Origin of the sequence: Kitasatospora sp. NBC_01266, from assembly GCF_036242395.1 — a bacterium.
GTDB lineage: Bacteria > Actinomycetota > Actinomycetes > Streptomycetales > Streptomycetaceae > Kitasatospora.
Map to the genome: position 1 here is coordinate 1,442,686 of NZ_CP108458.1, position 19,721 is coordinate 1,462,406.

Here is a 19,721-nt window from a genome sequence, read left to right on the forward strand (position 1 = left end):
CCGCGACATGTCCCGCAGAGTGATCGGCATCGTGATGAACGGTGTCACCGGCCGGATGGGCTACCGCCAGCACCTGATCCGCTCCATCCTGGCCATCCGTGCGCAGGGCGGCCTCGCCCTGGGCGACGGCGAGGTGCTCTGGCCCGAGCCGATCCTGGTAGGTCGCAGCGAGCAGAAGCTCCGGCAGCTCGCCGATCGGCACTTCCTCGACCACTGGACCACCTCGCTCGACGAGGCGCTGGCCCACCCGCTCGCCGAGATCTACTTCGACGCCCAGGTCACCACCGCCCGGGAGCCGGCGATCCGGCAGGCCATCGCCGCCGGCAAGCACATCTACACCGAGAAGCCGACCGCCGAATCGCTGGACGCCGCGCTGGAGCTGGCCCGGCTGGCGCGAGAGGCCGGCGTCCGCAACGGCGCCGTGCAGGACAAGCTCTTCCTGCCCGGCCTGCTCAAGCTCAAGCGCCTGGTGGACGGCGGCTTCTTCGGCCGGATCCTCTCGGTGCGCGGTGAGTTCGGCTACTGGGTCTTCGAGGGCGACTGGCAGGACGCGCAGCGCCCGTCCTGGAACTACCGGGCCGAGGACGGCGGCGGGATGATCCTGGACATGTTCCCGCACTGGCGCTACGTGCTGGACAACATCATCGCCCCGGTGCGCTCGGTCTACGCCCACACCGCCACCCACATCCCGCAGCGGGTCGGCGAGCAGGGCGAGGCGTACCAGGCGACCGCCGACGACGCGGCCTACGGCATCTTCGAGCTGGAGGGCGGCATCACCGCCCAGATCAACTCCTCCTGGGCGGTCCGGGTGGACCGCGACGAGCTGGTCGAGTTCCAGGTGGACGGCACCGAGGGCAGCGCGGTGGCGGGCCTGCGCAACTGCCGCTTCCAGCACCGGGCGGCGACGCCGAAGCCGGTCTGGAACCCGGACCTGCCGGTCACCGAGTCGTTCCGCGCGCAGTGGCAGCAGGTGCCCGACAACGCCGAGTTCGACAACGGCTTCAAGATCCAGTGGGAGCTCTTCCTCAAGCACGTGGCGACCGGCGCGCCCTACCAGTGGGACCTGCTGGAGGGTGCCAAGGGCGTGCAGCTCGCCGAGCTCGGCCTGCGCTCCGCCGCCGAGGGCCGCCGCCTCGACGTTCCCGAGCTGGAGATCTGATGGCCGAGATCGACCTCCCCGGCAGCGGCACCCACCGGCTGCGCGACCCCGAGCCGCTGGAGCTGCCCGGCACCGCCACCGCCTACCGCACCGTCTTCGCTGCCGCGCACGTGGTGGCCGATCCCCTCGGTGCCAACGCCCCCGGCGCACCCGCCGCCGTGGACTGGGACGCCACCCTGGCCTTCCGCCACCACGTCTGGTCGCTCGGCCTGGGCGTGGCCGACGCGATGGACACCGCCCAGCGCGGTATGGGCCTGGACTGGGACGCCACCCGCCAGTTGATCACCCGCTCCGGGGCCGCCGCCCGCTCGGTCGGCGGCCGGCTCGCCTGCGGTGTCGGCACCGACCAACTCGCCGCTCCCACGGCGACCCTGCCCGCCATCCTGGCCGCCTACGAGGAGCAGCTCGACGTGGTCGAGGCCGCCGGCGCGCAGCCGATCCTGATGGCCAGCCGGGCGCTCGCCGCCACCGCCCAGAGCCCCGACGACTACCTGCGCCTCTACGGCCAGCTGATCGGCCAGGCCCGGCAGCCCGTCGTCCTGCACTGGCTCGGCGAGATGTTCGACCCGGCGCTGCACGGCTACTGGGGCTCCCCCGACCTGGACCGGGCCACCGAGACGGTGCTGGCGCTGATCAAGGAGCACGCCGGGCGGATCGACGGCATCAAGGTCTCGCTGCTCGACGCCGACCGCGAGATCGCCCTGCGCCGCGCCCTGCCGGCGGGCGTGAAGCTCTACACCGGCGACGACTTCAACTACCCGCAGCTCATCCGCGGCGACGAACTGGGCCACAGTCACGCCCTGCTGGGCATCTTCGACCCGATCGCAGCCACGGCCGCCGCCGCCCTGCACGCGCTCGACGCGGGCGACCTGGCACGCTACGACGCGCTGCTCGCCCCGACCCTGCCGCTGGCCCGTCACCTGTTCGCCACGCCGACCTACCACTACAAGACCGGCATCGTCTTCATCGCCTGGCTGGCCGGCCACCAGGACCACTTCACCATGGTGGCCGGCGCGCAGAGCGGTCGCTCCGTGCCGCACCTGGTCGAGCTGTTCCGCCTCGCCGACCGGGCCGGCGTGCTGCCCGATCCGGACCTCGCCGTGCACCGGATGCGCCAGTTCCTCGCCGTGGCGGGGGTGGAGGCATGACCCGGCTGGCACTGAACCAGATCACCACCAAGCACTGGAGCCTGCCCGAGGCCGTCCAGGGCTGCGTGGACGCCGGGATCCCGGCGATCGGACTGTGGCGGGACAAGGTCGCCGAAACCGGCCTGGCCACCGCCGCGAAGCTGGTCCGCGACGCCGGTCTGAGCGTCAGCAGCCTGTGCCGGGGCGGCTTCCTCACCGCTGTCGGGGCCGAGGGCCGGCAGACCGCGCTGGCCGAGAACCTGCGGGCGCTGGAGGAGGCCGCCGAGCTGGGCACGGACACCCTGGTGATGGTGGTCGGCGGTCTGGCCGAGGGCAGTCGCGACCTGGTCGGCGCGCGCGCCCGGGTGGCCGAGCTGCTCAGCGAACTCGCCCTACACGCCGGGGACTTCGGTGTGCGGCTGGCGATCGAGCCGCTGCACCCGATGTTCTGCGCCGACCGGGCGGTGGTCTCCACCCTCGGCCAGGCCCTGGACCTCGCCGAGCAGTTCCCGGTCGAACAGGTCGGCGTCGTGGTGGACAGCTACCACGTCTGGTGGGACCCGGAGTTGGCGCGGCAGATCGCCCGGGCGGGCGACCGCATCGCCTCCTACCAGGTCTGCGACTGGACCCTGCCGCTGCCCGCCGACGCCCTGCTCGGACGCGGCCACGTCGGCGACGGCCACATCGACTTCCGCACCCTGACCGACCAGGTAGCGGCGGCCGGCTACACCGGCTGGATCGAGGTCGAGATCTTCAACGAGACCGTCTGGGGGACCCCGGGCGCGCAGACCCTGCGGACCATGATCGAGCGTCACCACGCCCACGTGGAAACCCCGTGAAGGTCGTTCTCGCGCCCGACTCCTTCAAAGGGACCGTCACCGCCGCTGAGGCCGCCCAGGCCCTGGCCGACGGCTGGCGTTCCATCAGACCGGCGGATCAGCTGCTGATCCGCCCCATGGCTGACGGCGGTGAGGGCACACTGGGCGCCGTCAGGGCCGCCCACCCGGGGATTCCCGTGACCCGGGTGGGCGGCTGCACCGGCCCCGACGGCCGCCTCGTGCCCGGCGCGTTCGCGCTCCTGCCGGACGGCACCGCCGTCGTGGAACTCGCGGTCGCCAGCGGCATCACGCTGATGACCGAGCTCGCCCCGCTCACCGCCACCACGCGCGGCACCGGCGAGCTGATCGCCGCCGCCCTCGACCACAGCGCGACCCGCTTGCTGATCGCCCTGGGCGGCTCCGGCTCCACCGACGGCGGTGCGGGCCTGCTGGCGGCCCTCGGTCTGCGGCTGCTCGACGCCGACGGGGTGCCGCTGCCCGACGGCGGTGGCGAGCTGGTCCGCGCCCACTGGGTGGACCGGGGCCGGTTCCGGGCGGCGCCGACCGGCGGCGTGCGGCTGCTCACCGACGTCACCAACCCGCTGCTCGGGCCCGAGGGCGCCGCCGCCGTGTACGGCCCGCAGAAGGGCGCCTCACCGGCCGACGTCGAGCAGCTCGACCAGGGCCTGCACCGCCTGGCTTCGCTGCTCGGCGGCGACCCGGAGCAGCCCGGGGCGGGCGCGGCCGGCGGCACCGCCTACGGGCTGACAGCTGCCTGGGGCGCCACCGTCACACCCGGCGCCGCGGCCGTCGCCGACCTGCTCGGCCTGGACGAGGCGCTGGCCGGGGCCGACCTGGTGGTCACCGGCGAGGGCCGGTTCGACGCCACCAGCCTCAACGGCAAGGTGGTCGGCGAGGTCCTCGCACGGGCTGAGCGGGCCGGAGCGGCCGCCCGGATCGTCGCCGGCGAGTCGGCCGAACCGGGCGTGCTGACCCTCACCGGGCTGGCCGGCGACCCGGACGAAGCACGCACACACGCCGCCGATTGGCTCCGGGCAGCCGGCGCCGCGCTCGCCGCCGAGGCGGACCCTCGGGGCTGAGCGGGACCGCGGGTCGGACACGGAGAGCCGGACCCTGCTGCGGCGTCAACGCCTTCGGCAGGGTCCGGCTCGTCGGTGGGACGGCGGCTACCGGGTACCGGACCGCAGCGGCACCTTGGCCACCGCACGAGTCCCGTCCGGCCCGCACCACAGGACGCACCCGGTCGAGAACGCGTTCACCAGGGTCAGGCCGCGTCCGCCGACCCGCTCGGTGATGCCGCCCAGCTTCTCGGCCGCGGAGGCCGAGCACCACTGGCCCCGGTCCTTGACCTCCACGGTGACCGCCTCGCGATCCGTGCTGATCAGCACGGCGACGTCCGGGCTGCCGCTGTGCCGGACGGCGTTCGCGGCCAGCTCGGTCACGATCAGCGCGACGGCTTCGTCGATGCCCGCCGGCAGCGCCCAACTGCGGACCACCCGGCGGGCGAAGCGCCGCAGCGCGGGCACGGAGCCGGTCTCCGCCGCCATGACGCAGGCGGCCCGCCGGCCGAGGGCCACACCCGGCGCGGGGCGCTCCATGGTGAGGGTGCTGCGCTCCATGGTGGGGGTGCGGTGCTGGGCGGTGGCGAACATCTCGGACTCCTGGGCTGCTGGACTGTTCTGCTCTGCCTCCCACAGTCCGCCTGCCAACGCCGGGAAGCATCGGGATCACCCCACGATGCGGATACCCATCAATAGGGATGGAGCGGGTGAATCACCCAAAGCCGCCCCCGCTTCCCGCCGCCTGCCGCCCGCCCGGCTGCCCGCGCCGCTGGTCAGCCACCATTCATGTGGTCAGTCATGCGCCGGTTGTGCATTGTCTGCGCCGGTCGCCGCTCCTAGGTTTTCCCCATCGAACAGACCGGTGGGAAAACCGGTCTCGATCTCGCGGTCCGACACCGGGTTCCGCATCCGTCAGCACACGCGACGGCACATCACCCGCGTCAGCCGCTCAGGCTCCCCCCACCTTCCGGAGACGCTGCCATGAACTTCCGAACCCCCAGGCGGGCGCGCGCCGCGCTCGCCTCCCTGGTGCCGCTGGCGCTGGCGGTCACCTGCGTCGCCCCCGTCACGTCGGCCGGCGCGACGACGCCGAGCTACACGATCACGACCGGTACGACCGGCAGCTACGCCTACGCCGACGACACGCCGGCGTACCCCTTCATCGACAGCAACGGCCAGTTCTACTTCCAGTCCTCGCACTCGCTCTACGCGGGCAGCGACAGCCGCGCCTGGAACTTCTACACCGGGACGGACATCGACACCAACGTCAGCAAGGCCGCGATCTCCTCCGCGCCCGACAACGCCGACACCACGGTGCGCTGCAACACCAGCCCGACCGGACAGATGTCCACCTACGACCCGCGCGGCTCCCAGACCTCGGGGTACGCCGAGAAAAACTACTGCGACCTGATCGGCGTCTGGGTCGACCCGGACACCGGCACCTGGTACGGGGCGGTGCACGACGAGTTCACCCCGTCGCCGTTCGGTGACGGGCTGCACTACGACTCGATCGACTACGCGCAGTCCACCGACCACGGCAGCACCTGGACGATCACGGACCACATGATCACCTCGCCGTTCACCACCTGGCGCGAGAACGACCAGTTGTTCACGCCGGCCACCGACGGCAGCGTGCACACCAACGGCGGCCAGTGCCTGGACATCACCGGCGGCGGCACCACCGCCGGCACCGCGGTCGGCAAGTACGGCTGCACCGGCAACGCCAACCAGAAGTGGACCGTCTCCAACGGCACCCTGGTCAACCCGGCCTCGGGCCTGTGCCTGACCGCCTCCGGCACCGGAGCCGGATCCACCTTCACGCTCCAGACCTGCTCCGGCGCGACGACCCAGACCCTCACCACCCCGGCCGCCGGGGCCAAGGGGCAGATCAAGCTGACCGGAACCCCCACCAGCTGCATCGACTCCACCAGCACGCTGCAGCTGGCGGCCTGCAACGACCCGTCCAAGGACGGCAAGGCCCAGTTCCCGAACCAGACCTACTACTACGGCGACGGCGACCCGAAGCTCTTCGTCGACTACGCCTCCGGCTACTTCTACCTCTACTACGACACCCAGATCCTGAACCAGGCCGGCGGCGGCCGGGTGGACCTCGGCCACGTCGCGCGGGCCCCGATCTCCGGCAAGATGGCGCCCTCCTCCTGGACGAAGTGGTACAACGGCAGCTGGACCCAGCCCGGCCAGGGCGGCAAGGAGGCCGACCTGATCGCCTCCGACGGGACCACCAGCGGGTACATCAACGACGCGTACAACCCCGCCAACACCGGCACCACCGCCCAGCAGCTGACGGCCGGTCAGCTGCCCAGCGCCGCGCCACTGGCCTGGCTGGACGTCGCCTACGACGCCTACCTGGGCATGTACATCAGCACGGCGCGACCCGAGAACCCCGTCACGGCCACCCCGCTGCACTTCTACGGCACGACCGACCTGTCCACGCAGAAGTGGGTGGACCTCGGTACGACCAGCAGCCCCAGCGGCGCGGCCTGGTACCGCTCGCTGCTGGACGGCACCAGCAGGACCGCCAACCAGCTGGTCGGCAAGTCCTTCCGCAACTACTGCATGTACAGCTGCGGCACGCTGAGCTCGGCCGGATACGTCAACACCACGATCGACACCGCGGCGGCCAACCTGCCCGTCCCGCCGGTCACCACCGGCAGCGCCTACCAGATCGCCGCCGGCAGCGGACAGTACCTGGCCCAGTCCGGCAGCACACTGACCACTGCGGCCGGCAGCAGCACCTCCGCCTCGCAGGCATGGACGTTCACCGCCACCGGTGACGGCTTCTTCACCATCGCCAACGCCGCCTCCGGCCAGAACATCGGCGTCAACGACACCGCCAACTCCGGCCGCGCCTGGGGCGCCCCGCTCACCCTCAGCACCGGGACCAGCGTCGGCTACCAGTGGTTCGTCCAGGCCGTCAACGACGCCAACCTGCCGTCCGGCAGCTACCGGCTGGTCAACCGCTACAGCGGCCAGGCCCTCAGCCTGACCACCGGCACCGGCGGTGCCGCCACCGCCCCGCAGCGCGACTGGGCCAACACCGGAACCTCCGGCGACACCCACGCCGTCAACGCCCAGACCCTCACCTTCCCGGCCGGCTCCGCGAACGCGAACCTCATCCCCGGCGGGAACTTCGAGTCCGGCAACCTGACCGGCTGGACCGTCCACAACGCCACGATCGTCACCGACGCCGCGGCCCACAGCCCCAGCCACGACCTTCAGCTGGCCGCCCCGGCCGGCGACTACGCCACCATGGAGTACACCGTCACCGGGCTGACCCCGAACACCACCTACACCTACTCCGGCTGGGTCCGCGCCGACTCCGGTGCCTCCACCAGCGTCGGCGTGAAGAACTTCGGCGGCACCCAGGTCACCACCCACAGCACCGCGACCGGTTGGACCCCGGTCTCCAACACCTTCACCACCGGTCCCACCAACAGCACTGCGACCGTCTTCTGCTACTTGCCCGCCGGGGCCGCCACCGCCACCTCCACCTGCGACGACCTCAGCCTGACCACCGGCTGACCGCTCGCCCCGGAGACAGCCTGAGGCCCGCACACCCGCCACGTGCGGGCCTCCGGTGTTCCCAGGCGCTGACGGCACGCCGCTCCGCGGGTGATCCGGGATCCGCCGCCCGCTGGAACAGCCGCGGTAACGGATTCGAACCAATCGACCGAGCCCGCCGGGCCCCGCCGGCATGGACGCAAACCGATCCGGATGCAGGCAACCATCACGACGGTACCAACGCCAGCACCCCCACAGTCCCGGTCCGCCGTGGGGCAACGGTGCGTGTCCCCCCTCGGACACTTCGTTACGCACATAGAAGTTGCGGGTCGAGACTCAACGGTCACGATCCGCTTCTTTGCGTTGTAGACCAGGTTAAGGCCGAATGCCTCGTAGATGGGCGCCTTCCGCTCGGGTTTCGCCTGCATGAGGCGGTCGGTCAGGTTGCCGAGCTTGGCGATCATCGCCTCGATCTGGTCGGCCGTCAGGGTGCGCGGTGCTTCGGCGGTGAGCTGGTTCAGACGCTGCTGGGCGGTGGCCTGACCGAGGCGGGCTTCGTTGATCCACCCGGCGACGGTGGCGGGGTCTGCGGGTGCCGATAATTCATCCGGCCAGGTCATGAGCTTGATCGTCGATCAGAGGCCGTCTGTGATTGCGCCGCTCGCCCCAGCTGTCTTCACGTGGACACGGAGCGAGCGGCATCATGATCTGCCGTGCTGCTGCGCCTGGCTTACCTCGCCGTGACCAACACCTTCATGCTCCTTCGCCTGTGGCCGATGAGCGAGCGGGAGAAGGACATCGAAATCCTCGCGTTGCGGCACCAACTGCTGGTCCTGCAACGCCAGGTCGGCAAGCCCGCGTTCACCAATACTGACCGCGTGGTACTCGCCGGCCTGCTCCACCGCCTTCCGACGGACAAGCTGCGCCAACTCCTGCTCCTGGTGCGCCCGGACACGATCCTTCGCTGGCACCGCGACCTGCTCAAGCGACGCCATGCGGCGACCTGTACGCCGAAGCGGCGTGGACGCCCGCCCACCGTCCGCTCGATCCGCGCTCTCATCCTGCGCCTGGCCCGCGAGAACTCCTCCTGGGGGTACCGCAGGATCCACGGCGAACTCGCCGCCCTCGGCATCAAGGTCGCCGCCTCCACCGTCTGGGAGATCCTGCGCGAGCACGGCATCGCGCCCGCACCGGAACGCGAGAGCACGACCTGGGCCGACTTCCTGCGCAGCCAGACCCACGCACTGCTCGCCTGCGATCTCTTCGAGACCCGCACCCTGACCGGGGCGCGCCTGTACGTCTTCGCGGTCATCGAGCACGCAACACGGCGCGTCCGCATCCTCGGAGCTACCGCGCACCCCACCGCGGACTGGGTGGTGCAGCTCGGGCGCAACCTCGTTATGGACCTCGAGGATGCGGGCAGCAGGGCCAGGTTCCTGATCCGTGACCGGGACTCGAAGTTCACGGCAGCCTTCGACACCGTCCTCGCCGACGCCGGGCTGGAGGTCGTCAAGAGCGGTGTCCAGATGCCGCGAATGAACTCCATCATGGAGCGCTGGATACAGACCTGCCGACGCGAACTGCTAGACCGCACCCTCATATGGGACCAGCGCCACCTGCTCCACGCCCTGCGCGAGTTCGAGTCCTTCTACAACGGGCACCGGCCGCACCGGACCCTGGGCCAAGCGGCTCCGTTCCGCCCACTACCCGAACCGATCACCGAACCAGGGCAAACCACGCCGCTGGAGATACAACGACGAGACCGACTCGGCGGAACCCTCCACGAGTACCAACACGCCGCTTGACCTGGGCGGACGATTAATCGGCACCCACAGTGTCGTCCGGGGCCGTTCGCGTTGCCGGGTGGGCGTCACTGGTGCACCGGGGTGGTGCCGTTCATGGCGAAGTGCGGGGAGCACTGCTCGTCCGACTGGGCGCTCGCGTTCCAGACGCAGATCCACATCGTGGTGCCGGCGTTCGGGAGGGAGCTGGTCCGGGCGGCGCCCCAGGAGGCACGGAAGGTATAGGCGACGCCGTCGCTGCGGTAGAGCTCGGCGACGCAGGTCTGACCCAGCGAGGTGTTGAGCACGCCGGAGAGGCCCCCCGCGCCATCGGTGTCCAGCCAGGCGGAGCAGGCGGCGTCGTTGCCGACCCAGTCGGTGTCCGCCTCGGATCCCTTGACCTGGGCCGGGTCGTCGCCGCCGTTGATGCCGCTGATCGACGAGGAGGTGGGGGTGGGGACGGCCGCCGAGGGCGCGGGGGAGGAAGCGAGGGCCGGGTTCGGAACCGGGGCCGGGGCCGGGCTCGTGCTGCGGCTGGTGGGAGTGCCGGGGGTGCTGCGGGGGCCGGGAGTGCCCGGGCTGCCCGGGCTGCCGGGGGGAGCTGGCTGGGGGGCTCCGGCGGAGGCCGCCGGGGTCGGCGGAGTGCTCTGGGCGGTTGGGGCGGCCTGGGTGGGCGACGGGCTCGCGGTGGGCGGCTGGGTGGTGCCGGCCGCGAGCTGGGTGGTGACCGGCGAACTGCCGGACGGCCGGGCGGCGCCGCCCTGCGGCGATGCTGAAGGGCTGAACAGGAACGCCGCCACCGAGCCGAGGGCGATCACGGCGGCGGCCGGTACCAGCAGGCGGCGCCTGGCTCCGGGCCGGGCCGCGGACTTCGGAACCGGCTCGGGTTCGGGTTCCAGGTCCGGCGGCGGGACTGTCTCCAACTTGCTGACTGGCGTGGCGGCGAAGTCGCGTCGTGCGGCGATCCGCGCCGCGACCTCCGGGGGCCAGGACGGGAGCGGAGCGGGCAGCTGTGCGCGGGTCGCCTCGACGAGCTCGTGGGCGGTGGGCCGCGCACCGGGGTCGGCGGCGAGGCAGGGCGCGAGGACGGCGGCGAGCTCGGCATCCACCGTGCGCAGCGGTTCGAGGTCGGGGACGACACCGGGCGTCCGACCCGAGGCGGCGTAGAGCAGCAGCGCGCCGAGCGAGTAGACGTCCGCGGGTGCGGCCACCTCCTCGGCCCCGGCCTGCTGCTCGGGCGCCGAGAATCCCTGCGTGCCGAAGCCGCCACCGCTCCTGGTGAGCTTGGCCTGGTCGGCGGCGCGCGCGATGCCGAAGTCGATCAGCTTCACGCCGTCGCGCACCAGCATCACGTTGCCCGGCTTGACGTCGCGGTGCACGATCCCGGAGGTGTGCACGGCACGCAGCTGGACGGCCGTCTCGGCCAGCAGCAGCCACAGTGCGCCGGCGGGCAGCGGCCCGCGCAGCCGGACCGCCTCGTCCACGGTGAGGCCGGGCACGTACTCGGTGGCGAACCAGGGGCGTTCCGCGGTGCCGTCGCTCGCCAGCACCCGCGGCCCGACGCCGAACGGCACGCGGTAGAGGATGCCGACCTCGCGCTCGAACCGCTCGGGGGAGACCAGCCGGGGTCGCACGCGCTTGACGGCGGCGTAGCCCCGGTCCGACGCCCCGAGGTAGACCTCGCCCATCCCGCCGACGCCGAGCACGCCGATGACGGTGAAGCTGCCGATCTCCTGCGGATCGTCCGGACCGAGTGGTTCGGCGATCGTGCTGTCGATCATCAGCAGGTTTCCGGTTCCCGACCGATCGCGCTCACGGCGGGTAGATTATCGAGCAAGTTCACCGTATGCAACACAAGTTGACGGAGCATCCGGGAGGACCGGTCCCCGGGGCGTGTTCGTACACTGGCCCGAGCCGAGCCGGAGGTACGCGAGATGGCGCACGGAAGCTTCCCACCCCAGATACTGCCGCCGGGCAGCCCCGCCGACCGGGTGCCGGCGGCACCGCCGAGGACGATCTTCGTGCTGGGCCCGGAGGGCGGGTACGCCGTGCCGCCGCGCCGGTACACGCTGCTGTTCGGGCGCGACCGCGAGGACGTGCACGTTCCGGTCGGCGTGGACGACCCGACCGTCAGCCGGCGGCACGGCATCCTCACCTGCACCGGCGCGGACCGGAACTGGTGGCTGGTCAACACCGGCAACCTGCCGATCGAACTGCCAGGCGGCGTGCTGGTGCTCACCGGTCACAAGCGGATCGTCGAGCCCGGGTACACCCCGCTGGTGATCAACTCGTCCAAACGGCGCTCGCACCTGGTGGAGGTCCGTGTCGTGGACGGGGACGACAGGCAACCCCGGTCCACCACCGGCGCGGAGACGGTGGATCCCGAGACGGTCTACGAACTCTCGCCGCACGAACGGCTGGTGCTCACCGCGCTGGCCCGGCGCTACCTGCTGGGTCAGGACGCCTTCCCGCTCCCGCTGGCCTGGGAGGACACCGCCCGGCTGGCCAACTCCTCGCCCTACGCGGCCAAGTCCTGGACTCACAAGTCGGTCGCGAACACGGTCGAGGACGTGCGCGAGCGGCTGCACCGGCGGGGCGTGCGCGGACTGCTGCGGGACGAGGTCGGTGAGCCGGTCGGCTCGACGTTGAGCGTCAACCTGATTCGGGAGCTGCTGAGGACGGCGACGCTGAGCGCCCAGGACCTGGAGCTGCTGTCGGGCGAGGAGTGAGTGGGCGGGCAAGAGGGGAAGCGTGCCCCGGTCGGTTGTCGGCCGGGGCACGCGGGTTTGTTCAGTGGTCCGGTGCGGGGTCTTCGGTGGCGGGGTGGTTGTGCTGGTTGTAGGTGACGTGCATGGTGCCGTGTTCAACCGCGAAGACGGCGGCCTGGTCCTCGGCGGAGTTCTGCTGGTGCGGTTGGGGTTGCGCTGGTTCGGGGGTGTGCGTCGTGGTCGTCACCTGGTTGTTGTCGCCGACGATGACGGTGCCGGAGACGTCTCCGGTGTGGATGGTGGGGTGGGTGGGGCCGGTGGGCATAGGGCTGCCCTTTCAGTTGATGTGATCGACCATCAGTCGTAACAGGTCGAGATCAGATTGAGGTCTGCGGAGTTCATGGCGGTTGACTGGCTCGAGTCGTCGTACGTGCGGGTCTGACCGCTCTCGAACGCTTGGTACAGCTGGATGTCCTGCTGGGTGGGAGTCAGCATGCCGTTGAGGTCTGCCACCACGGAGGAGTCCTGGGCCTGCGACAAGGCGCTGTGCAGTGTGGCCTCCATGGAGTTCAGATCGCCGACGACGGTGCCGGCGTCGGAGTGCATCGTGCTGTCGTCCGGAGTGGTCGACGTTTGACCCGAGTTGTACGAGTCCACGGCGCGGTTGTAGGCGTCGGTAGCGGCGCCGAGAGTGGAGCCGTCGGTATTGAACTGGTCGATCTCCGACGGCCAGGCGGGATACACGATGGCGCACGCAGGATCGGTGGTGGGCGTGGGCGTGCTGTCGTCGACGGGGGGCGTCCAGGGAGCGGGGACCGGCGGGAAAGTGGGCACCGGCGGGAAACTGAAGCTGGGGAACGACGTGACGACCGGTGCCGCGCTCGGCTGGTTGTCCGCATAGACCACGGCCCCCACGCCGACCACGGCGACGAGACCGAGGGTGCAGGTGAGGGCGAGCGCGGACAGGCCGCCCTTGGCGCCTGCTGCGCCGACGGCGGCGACCGTGCCGTGGCCGGTGCCGGCCGCGGTGGCCCCGGTCGCGGCGTGCGCGGGTTGGGCGGCCGTGGTGGCGCTGTTCGCGGCGTGTGTGGAGTGGGTGGCCGTGGTGGCCTGGGTGTGGGCCTGGGTGTGGGCCTGTGCGTTGATCTGCGTGTGCGCCTGGTTCTGCGCCTGCGTGTTCGCGTTCGAGAGGTCGACGCGTGACTGCGTGACCTGGGTGGGAACGTGCGGCGCGGGGGCGTGTGCAGCGGGCACGTGGGGGGCGGTCGAGGGGGGCTGCGGCGCGGAGTTGGACAGGTTGACGACTGGCCGCACCACGGTCGGGTGCACGGGAGGCGGCGGGCCGGGCGTAGGTGGCACGGGGTGGGCGATCGTCGGCGGGTGCACCGGTGGGGCCGGACTGCCCGGCGGCGGGGGGAAGCTCGCCTGAGCGCCGATCTGATGGGCCGTCGAGTGCGCTCGCAGAGCGGCGAGTTCGTGCCAGAGTGCCTCGGCCTCCAGTACCAGGGCCGTCCGCTGCAGGCCCGTGCCGATCGCCTTGCGGCGGCTGCGCGCCTCGCGCACGAAGAACTCCTCGGCCGCCGTGTTTCCGGTGCTCTTCGCCACCGCCCAACCGGTGCCGAGTAGGCTGCCCCATGCGTCGAACTGCCGGGACAGCGCCAGCTTCGGCGAGGCGGCCCGGGCCAGCGCGAGGCCGAGTTGCGCCTGTCCGCCCCGCTCCGCGCGCAGCACGGCGGCGTCCAGCGCCCGGAAGTGCGCCGCGACGTCGTCCGGCGCGGTATCCCGCGCCTCCACCCACGCGGTGAGCGCCCGGCAGAGCGGCTCGGCGGGGTACTCCGTCATCCGGCTATTCAGCACGCAGTCGGCGACGTCTGGCGGGCAGCCGTAGCCGGTCTCCGAGGCGATCAGCAGGCCGTGCCGCACCAGGCCCTCGGCGATCCCCTCGGCGTCGGTGCGGCCGAGCAGGGTGTTGAGCTGCCGGGCGGCCAGCTCGGCGCCGGAGAGCGTGCTGAGCAGGTGCAGCAGGTCGCGCTCGGCGGGCGTGAGCGTGTTGAGCAGCGCGGGGAGCAGTCCGGGGAGGTCGGTGATGCCCGGCAGGCCCCGGCCGCTCGCGGCCGAGGAGGCGATCCGGCGCAGCCGGAGCGGGTTGCCGTCCACGGCGTTGCTCAGCGCCGTGACGGTGCGCACCTCGTCGGGGCGCAGTTCGCGGGGCAGTACCGCCTGGACCAGGCGCGCCCCCGCCGCGGCCGACAGCCCGGCGAGCCGGATCTGGTGCACTCCGTTGGCGGCGGACGGCTGCTGCGAGGTGAAGACGAACGCGGACTGCTTGGCCATGTCGAAGAGCCGGCGCAGCTCCGCGTGGTCGAGTCCGGTGTCGTCCAGGTAGATCCGCAGGTACAGGGTCTCCAGGTGCTGCTTCAGCACCTCTGCCGACGGCTTGTAGTTCGGCGCGTCGAAGCTGATGTCGAAGATCGCCTGCGCGATGTCGTCGGCCGTCCGGCCGCCGGCCTCGATGTAGGCCACGCCGTCGGACCCGCCCGGCAGCGTGCAGGCGAGGTGGCGCAGCAGGGCGCTCTTGCCGACCCCGGCCGTGCCCCAGAGCTGCACCACCTTGTTCGCTCCGAGGGCGGCGCGGAGGGTCTGGAGGTCCTCCTCGCGGCCGATCAGCGGCTCGGTGGCGGGCCGCGGGAGCTGGGAGATCGGGTGGCGCTTGACCGGGTCCGGCAGCGGGCCCGTGTGGACGATGACGTTCGAGTCGGAGTCGGCGTGGATCGTTAGCTGGTTGACGGTGTTCCCGTCGCCCACGATGACCGCTCCGGACACGTTGCCGAACTGCATGGCCTGTTTCTCTGGCACCTGCTTACCCCCTGTCCAACGGACGGACCCCCGCATCAGGTCATGCTGGCGCCGACCCGGTGCGCGAACCCGGTACTGTTACGTGTTCGGCGAGATCCCCGGCGAGCCGGTCGGCCCGGCCGCGGCGGCGATCCGGGCGAGGTGGTCGAGGTCGAGGATGGTGATCCTGCGGTAGCCCGTGACGATCGCGCCCGACTCCCGCAGGGCCCGCAGGGCTTTGTGGACCGAGGACTCGGCTGCGCCGACCAGGGTGGCCATTTCCGGCTGGGTCAGCGGGAGTTGGGCGTCGTTGCGGCCGGGGCGCCGGTAGGTGACGGCGAGGTGGTGCAGGATCCTGGCCAGCCGTCCGAGCACGTCGCAGCCGGTGAAGTCGACGATCCGTCCGGTCGCCGTGCGCAGCTTGGCCACCACGCTCGCGCTGACGGCGAGTCCGATGGCCGGGTGCTGCTTCGTGCACTCCAGCAGCTCGGAGCGCAGGATGTAGCGGGCCAGCACCCGGCCGCAGGCGGTCACGGTGGCGATCCGCGGCTGGCCGTCGATCCCGGCGAGCTCGCCGACCAGGTCGCCGGCCATCCGCACGGCGAGCAGCGCCTCGCGGCCGTCCTGGGCGCGCGCGGTGGCCTTCACCGTGCCGCCGATCAGCAGCAGTGCGAAGTCCGAGGTGTCGGCCTCGCGGATGGTGATCTGCCCGGCCGGGTAGGCCACGCCGTGGCCGAGCCCGAGCAGGACCCGGCGGTTGGCCTCGTCGACCCGGCCGAGCAGCCCGGCCGGCGGCCAGTAGGGCTCGGCCCCGCGCACCCGTGTCCCGCCGGCCGGTGTCCCGCCGACCCGTGTGCTGCCCACCCGTGCGCTGCTCGCTCGCGTGCTGCCCATCGGCCACTCCTCTTCCTCGACCGGCCGAAGCCGGACAAGCGGTATTAGTAGCCGTTCTACCCGAGGACCCCTCCCCTACGATCTCGTCAATCATCGTGACGGCATCGCCAGTTCGGTGCTCCGGCAACTCGATCTCCGGTTTGCCGGCCCCCGTCGTGATCGCGGAGGGAAAGTGAACCCGAGGTACGAGTACCGAGCCCTGCTGGCGTGCGACATCGCCGGTTCCGCGGGCCGTGGCGAGCACCGGTTGCAGGAGATCCGGAGGGTGCTGCGAGCGGCGCTGTCCGGGGGGCTGGCCGTCGCGGACCTGGGCCCGAGGGACTTCGGTTACGTGGACACCGGCGACGGCTGCCAGCTCATCGCCCCGGCCGGGTTGCCCAAGGCCGCGCTGCTGGTCCCGCTGCTGCCGGAGCTGAGCGTGCGGATCCGCGAGCACAACGAGCAGGCCTGCCCGAACGCCCGGTTGCGGGTGCGGGTTTCGGCGCACGCGGGCGAACTCCGGTTCGAGCCGGCCGGTGCCGTCTCCGGCACGCCCTTCGAAGCGCTCGCCCGGCTGCTCGACTCGGACCCGCTGCGGCAGGCCTCGCTGGCCGGGCCGGAGGGCACCCCGGTGGCCGCGATCCTCTCGCGGCACGTCTACGAGGAGACGGTGGGGCACGGCTACCCGGGGCTGGAGCGCGGCGCCTTCACCGCGGCCGAGGTCCGGGTCAAGGAGTACGCCGCCGAGGCCTGGCTCTGGTACCCGGGCAGCCCGGTCGGGCCGCAGCCCGCTGCCGGCCGGGGCACCGACTCCGGCACCGGCACCAGCCCCGACGAGCGGCCCGAGCGGCCCGAGGGGGGCGAGCCGCGCCGCGTGGAGCAACTCGTCCAGGCCCGCGGGCGCAGTGCCGTCTTCGCCGTCAGCCGCGGCGAACAGCACGTCCACTACACCGAACGGAGCTGACACCCCGATGAACGAGGAACTCGCCGAGCTGGCCGCGAGCGGCGCCACCGCCCTGGTGTCCGCGATGGGCACCGACCTCTGGCAGGAGGCGAGGCGGCTGATGGGCGGCGTGCTCGCGCGGGCCCGGGGCAGCCGGCACGAGGAGCTGTCCGCGGCGCTGGAACGGCGGTCGACCGCCGCAAGGGGAGCGGTCGACCGCACGGTCGTGGACTACTGGGCCGAGGCGCTGTACCAGTTGCTCGACCGGGACCCGGCGCTCGCCCAGGAGGTCAGGGCGCTGGCCGCGCTGCGGGTGTCCGAGCGGCCGGACATCGCGGTCCAGAACAACTCCGCGACCGATTCGGGCGAGGTGTTCGCGGTGCAGTACGGCAGCCAGCACTTCGGCTCCGGCCCCCGGTCCCGCGATTCCGGGGGCCGGCCGTGAGCGAGGACGGCATCCGGCTGGACGGCCGGAGCGGTCGGGGCGGCCTGCTGGACGGGTGGGTGCGGGCGCTGTTCCTCGCGGCCGTGGTCGTCGGGGCGTTCGTCGAGGTCAGCACGGCGCACCGGCACTTCGGCCGGCTGGTGGACCTGCTCGCCCTCGCGGCGGTGGGCCTGGTCGGCGCGGCGGCGGTGCTGGGTTCCGAGGCCGCCGCGACGCTCACCCGGGAAGACGAACGGGAGCAGGACAGGGTGCGGGAGCGGACCGACCGGGAACCCCAGCCGGAAGCGACGGCACCGATCTGCCGCTACGTCGCGGCAGCGGTGGCGCCGACGACCCGGCCCGCGCAGCCCCGGCCGTTCCTGCGCGAGCGGCCGACCGACCTGAGCGTGCCCCGCTTCGGCGAGGGCGCCCCCGCGCAGGGCTACCCGTGGCTGCTGCCGGAGCGCACGGTGCAGAACGGGATCGCCGCCGACGAGGCCCAGGTCGGTGTGCTCGGCGTCCGCGCGGCCTCCGTGGTCGGGCCCGGCCACCGCTGCGGCCGGCCTGCCGGGCCGCGGCAGGACTCCTACCGGATCGGGCGGAGCAGGGACAGCCGGTACGTCATCGTGGCCGTGGCCGACGGCCTGTCCAGCGCGGCCCTCTCCGACACCGGGGCCACCATGGCCTCCAGCCAGGCCGTCACCCTGCTGCGCGAGCACGTCGAGGCGGTCGGCTTCGACCGGCTCGACGTCGCGGGGCTGTTCGGGCGGATCGCGGAGTCAATCACCGCGCACGCGGCCGGCCGCGGCATCGACGCCGCGCACCTGGCCACCGTGCTGGTCACCGCAGTGGTGGCCGAGCCGGACGCGAACGGTGTGGCGCGGGCCTGGATCGGGTCGCTCGGCGACAGTTCGGCCTGGACCCTCGACCCGCGGGTCGCGCAGTGGCGGTTCGCCGCCGGAGAGGCCAAGGACCGCGCGGCCGAGGTGGTCTCGAACGAGGTCGCCGGGCGGCTGCCGGACACCCCGCAGCTGGCCGTCGCCCGCTACCTCAGCCTGCCCGCCGGTGCCGCGCTGGCCCTGGTCACCGACGGGATCGGCGACGCCTGGGCGGACCCGGCGGGCAGCGTCAACGAGTACTTCGCGAACGCCTGGCGGGCACCCGTGCCGGCCACCCGGTTCACCGCCGACGTCGGCTTCGACGCGCCGCAGTGCCTGGACGACCGCACCGCGGTCGTGGTGTGGAACGGCGGTGGGGCATGACCGGCCCGGAACCCCTGGTCGACACCGTGCCCGACGGCAAGGTGCCCAACGGAACCGTGCCCGACGGCAAGGTGCCCAACGGGACCGTCCCCGGCGGCAGCCCGGAACCGCGGGGCTGGGCGCTGCCGCGGGCCGTGCCGCTCGCCGCACTCGGCGCGCTGGCCGAGCCGATCTCCGAGCACAACGGCCAGGCCGTCGCGGTGCGGCCGCTGACGGACCATCCGGGCTGGCTGGCCAAGCTCTACCGGCCGGACCTGCCGACCGATGACGCCCGTCGGATGGACCGGCTGATCGCGGCCCCGGACGCGCTGCCGGAGGCGGACCGGGCGCTGCTGTACGCCGGCACCTGCTGGCCGGCGGCGCGGATCGAGGAACCGGGGAACCCGGTCGTCGGCTGTGTGATCCCGATGGCGCCCGAGCAGTACCGCGCCGAGCTGCGGCGCGGCGCGTTCGCCGAGCGCCGGTTCGTCGAGATCGACTGGCTGGCGAAGTCCGACGAGTCGATCCGCGGCGTCGGGCTGCCGTCCCCCGGGTTCGAGGGCCGGCTGGCGGCCTGCCGCGAACTGACCCGGCTCGCCGCGGTCCTGGAGGGCCTGGGCCTGGTCTACTCGGACTGGTCGTTCTCCAACGCGTTCTGGAGTCCGGACCGGCGCTCAGTCTACCTGATCGACGTCGACGGCTGCCGGCCGGCAACGATGCCCGACATCCACCAGCCGAACTGGGCCGACCCGCTCACGCCGCCGGGCGTCGACGCGGACCGGTACACCGACCGCTACCGGATCGGCCTGCTCGCCGCCAAGTGCCTGACCGGCCGGCGCGGGGCGGACGCCTTCCACGCCGTCGCCGCGTCGCACTGGCCGAACCAGGCCGCTGTCGCCGAGGTGCTGCTGGACATGCTGTTCGCGATCGACCGCGAGCGGCGCCCCTCGGCGGCCCAGTTGAACCAGGCGCTGAACAGCGGGCCCTACCTCAGGGCCGTGCCGCGTCCGGTCCGCAGCCCGCTGCCTCCGCTGCCCTCGCGACCCGCGCCGGCTCCGTCGGCGGATCCGGTCGTCCAGCCCCCCGCCGGCGACGGCCCGGTCGTGCCGGAGCCGCCCAAGCCAGGGGCCCCCTCGTACGCCGGGTGGGTCTGCGTGGTCGTCATCGCCGTGTTGCTGATCGTCCTGCTCGCCGTCAACCACTGACCC

The 19,721-nt window shown here is 72.5% G+C and carries 17 protein-coding genes; 11 read left to right on the top strand and 6 right to left on the bottom strand.

The genetic code is table 11. The annotated features are described in order from the left end of the window. Positions 1-7: 7 nt before the first annotated feature. Genes OG403_RS06465 through OG403_RS06480 form a run of 4 tightly spaced genes read left to right on the top strand, consistent with a single transcriptional unit; the run spans position 8 to position 4,204 of the window. Positions 8-1,159: a Gfo/Idh/MocA family protein gene (locus tag OG403_RS06465; protein WP_329562151.1), complete on the top strand. Its 1,152-nt coding sequence runs from the start codon at positions 8-10 to the stop codon at positions 1,157-1,159. After that, the gene (locus tag OG403_RS06470; RefSeq protein ID WP_329562153.1) at positions 1,159-2,307 is read left to right on the top strand and encodes a dihydrodipicolinate synthase family protein; all 1,149 of its coding nucleotides are present in this window, start codon (positions 1,159-1,161) and stop codon (positions 2,305-2,307) included. Before OG403_RS06465 ends, OG403_RS06470 begins: the two co-directional genes overlap by 1 nt. Continuing rightward, positions 2,304-3,125 (top strand): sugar phosphate isomerase/epimerase family protein, encoded by an 822-nt coding sequence (locus OG403_RS06475; protein ID WP_329562155.1) that lies wholly within the window; start codon positions 2,304-2,306, stop codon positions 3,123-3,125. Before OG403_RS06470 ends, OG403_RS06475 begins: the two co-directional genes overlap by 4 nt. Then, positions 3,122-4,204: a glycerate kinase gene (locus OG403_RS06480; protein WP_329562157.1), complete on the top strand. Its 1,083-nt coding sequence runs from the start codon at positions 3,122-3,124 to the stop codon at positions 4,202-4,204. Before OG403_RS06475 ends, OG403_RS06480 begins: the two co-directional genes overlap by 4 nt. An 87-nt stretch (positions 4,205-4,291) precedes the next feature. Here OG403_RS06480 and OG403_RS06485 read toward each other — a convergent pair whose 3' ends face one another. Next, positions 4,292-4,777, bottom strand: coding sequence for an ATP-binding protein (locus OG403_RS06485; RefSeq protein WP_329562158.1), 486 nt, complete (start codon positions 4,775-4,777; stop codon positions 4,292-4,294). A gap of 390 nt (positions 4,778-5,167) precedes the next feature. Between OG403_RS06485 and OG403_RS06490 the strand changes: the two genes are divergently transcribed. Further along, on the top strand, positions 5,168-7,729 hold the full coding sequence (locus OG403_RS06490) for an RICIN domain-containing protein (RefSeq protein WP_329562160.1): 2,562 nt from the start codon (positions 5,168-5,170) through the stop codon (positions 7,727-7,729). Here OG403_RS06490 and OG403_RS06495 read toward each other — a convergent pair. After that, complete coding sequence (locus tag OG403_RS06495; RefSeq protein WP_329562162.1) at positions 7,663-8,328, bottom strand: hypothetical protein; 666 nt, start codon at positions 8,326-8,328, stop codon at positions 7,663-7,665. The two genes, OG403_RS06490 and OG403_RS06495, sit on opposite strands and share 67 nt — an antisense overlap. Before the next feature lie 93 nt (positions 8,329-8,421). Here OG403_RS06495 and OG403_RS06500 point away from each other — a divergent pair, with 93 nt between their 5' ends. Beyond that, complete coding sequence (locus tag OG403_RS06500; RefSeq protein ID WP_329562163.1) at positions 8,422-9,513, top strand: integrase core domain-containing protein; 1,092 nt, start codon at positions 8,422-8,424, stop codon at positions 9,511-9,513. A gap of 65 nt (positions 9,514-9,578) precedes the next feature. Here the strand turns inward: OG403_RS06500 and OG403_RS06505 are convergent, their stop codons facing one another. Further along, entirely contained in the window at positions 9,579-11,270 is a 1,692-nt protein-coding gene (locus OG403_RS06505) for a serine/threonine-protein kinase (RefSeq protein ID WP_329562164.1), read from the bottom strand. 153 nt (positions 11,271-11,423) lie between these two features. Between OG403_RS06505 and OG403_RS06510 the strand changes: the two genes are divergently transcribed. Beyond that, complete coding sequence (locus OG403_RS06510; protein ID WP_329562166.1) at positions 11,424-12,218, top strand: FHA domain-containing protein; 795 nt, start codon at positions 11,424-11,426, stop codon at positions 12,216-12,218. A 61-nt stretch (positions 12,219-12,279) separates the two neighbouring features. Here OG403_RS06510 and OG403_RS06515 read toward each other — a convergent pair whose 3' ends face one another. The 3 genes from OG403_RS06515 to OG403_RS06525 all read right to left on the bottom strand — a co-directional run bounded on the left by OG403_RS06515 (position 12,280) and on the right by OG403_RS06525 (position 15,926). Further along, positions 12,280-12,522 (bottom strand): hypothetical protein, encoded by a 243-nt coding sequence (locus OG403_RS06515; protein ID WP_101379487.1) that lies wholly within the window; start codon positions 12,520-12,522, stop codon positions 12,280-12,282. A 32-nt stretch (positions 12,523-12,554) separates the two neighbouring features. Then, positions 12,555-15,053 (bottom strand): ATP-binding protein, encoded by a 2,499-nt coding sequence (locus OG403_RS06520; RefSeq protein ID WP_329562170.1) that lies wholly within the window; start codon positions 15,051-15,053, stop codon positions 12,555-12,557. 78 nt (positions 15,054-15,131) lie between these two features. Then, positions 15,132-15,926, bottom strand: a complete 795-nt coding sequence (locus OG403_RS06525) for a Crp/Fnr family transcriptional regulator (protein WP_329562171.1) — start codon at positions 15,924-15,926, stop codon at positions 15,132-15,134. A 172-nt stretch (positions 15,927-16,098) separates the two neighbouring features. On the opposite strand from OG403_RS06525, the gene OG403_RS06530 reads away from it, so the two are divergent. Genes OG403_RS06530 through OG403_RS06545 form a run of 4 tightly spaced genes read left to right on the top strand, consistent with a single transcriptional unit; the run spans position 16,099 to position 19,718 of the window. Continuing rightward, positions 16,099-16,869, top strand: a complete 771-nt coding sequence (locus tag OG403_RS06530) for a hypothetical protein (RefSeq protein WP_329562172.1) — start codon at positions 16,099-16,101, stop codon at positions 16,867-16,869. Between the two features lie 7 nt (positions 16,870-16,876). Next, a complete protein-coding gene (locus tag OG403_RS06535) occupies positions 16,877-17,293 on the top strand; it encodes a hypothetical protein (protein ID WP_329562173.1) in 417 nt (138 codons plus the stop codon). After that, a complete protein-coding gene (locus OG403_RS06540) occupies positions 17,290-18,534 on the top strand; it encodes a protein phosphatase 2C domain-containing protein (protein ID WP_329562174.1) in 1,245 nt (414 codons plus the stop codon). The genes OG403_RS06535 and OG403_RS06540 overlap by 4 nt, the downstream gene beginning before the upstream one ends. Next, a complete protein-coding gene (locus OG403_RS06545; protein ID WP_329562175.1) occupies positions 18,531-19,718 on the top strand; it encodes a hypothetical protein in 1,188 nt (395 codons plus the stop codon). The genes OG403_RS06540 and OG403_RS06545 overlap by 4 nt, the downstream gene beginning before the upstream one ends. The last annotated feature ends 3 nt before the right edge of the window (positions 19,719-19,721 follow it).

Coding starts and splice junctions, on each gene's coding strand:
- OG403_RS06465 (WP_329562151.1), top strand. CDS start 8: ATGTCCCGCAGAGTGATCGGCATCGTGATGAACGGTGTCACCGGCCGG.
- OG403_RS06470 (WP_329562153.1), top strand. CDS start 1,159: ATGGCCGAGATCGACCTCCCCGGCAGCGGCACCCACCGGCTGCGCGAC.
- OG403_RS06475 (WP_329562155.1), top strand. CDS start 2,304: ATGACCCGGCTGGCACTGAACCAGATCACCACCAAGCACTGGAGCCTG.
- OG403_RS06485 (WP_329562158.1), bottom strand. CDS start 4,777: ATGTTCGCCACCGCCCAGCACCGCACCCCCACCATGGAGCGCAGCACC.
- OG403_RS06490 (WP_329562160.1), top strand. CDS start 5,168: ATGAACTTCCGAACCCCCAGGCGGGCGCGCGCCGCGCTCGCCTCCCTG.
- OG403_RS06495 (WP_329562162.1), bottom strand. CDS start 8,328: ATGACCTGGCCGGATGAATTATCGGCACCCGCAGACCCCGCCACCGTC.
- OG403_RS06505 (WP_329562164.1), bottom strand. CDS start 11,270: ATGATCGACAGCACGATCGCCGAACCACTCGGTCCGGACGATCCGCAG.
- OG403_RS06510 (WP_329562166.1), top strand. CDS start 11,424: ATGGCGCACGGAAGCTTCCCACCCCAGATACTGCCGCCGGGCAGCCCC.
- OG403_RS06515 (WP_101379487.1), bottom strand. CDS start 12,522: ATGCCCACCGGCCCCACCCACCCCACCATCCACACCGGAGACGTCTCC.
- OG403_RS06525 (WP_329562171.1), bottom strand. CDS start 15,926: ATGGGCAGCACGCGAGCGAGCAGCGCACGGGTGGGCAGCACACGGGTC.
- OG403_RS06535 (WP_329562173.1), top strand. CDS start 16,877: ATGAACGAGGAACTCGCCGAGCTGGCCGCGAGCGGCGCCACCGCCCTG.
- OG403_RS06545 (WP_329562175.1), top strand. CDS start 18,531: ATGACCGGCCCGGAACCCCTGGTCGACACCGTGCCCGACGGCAAGGTG.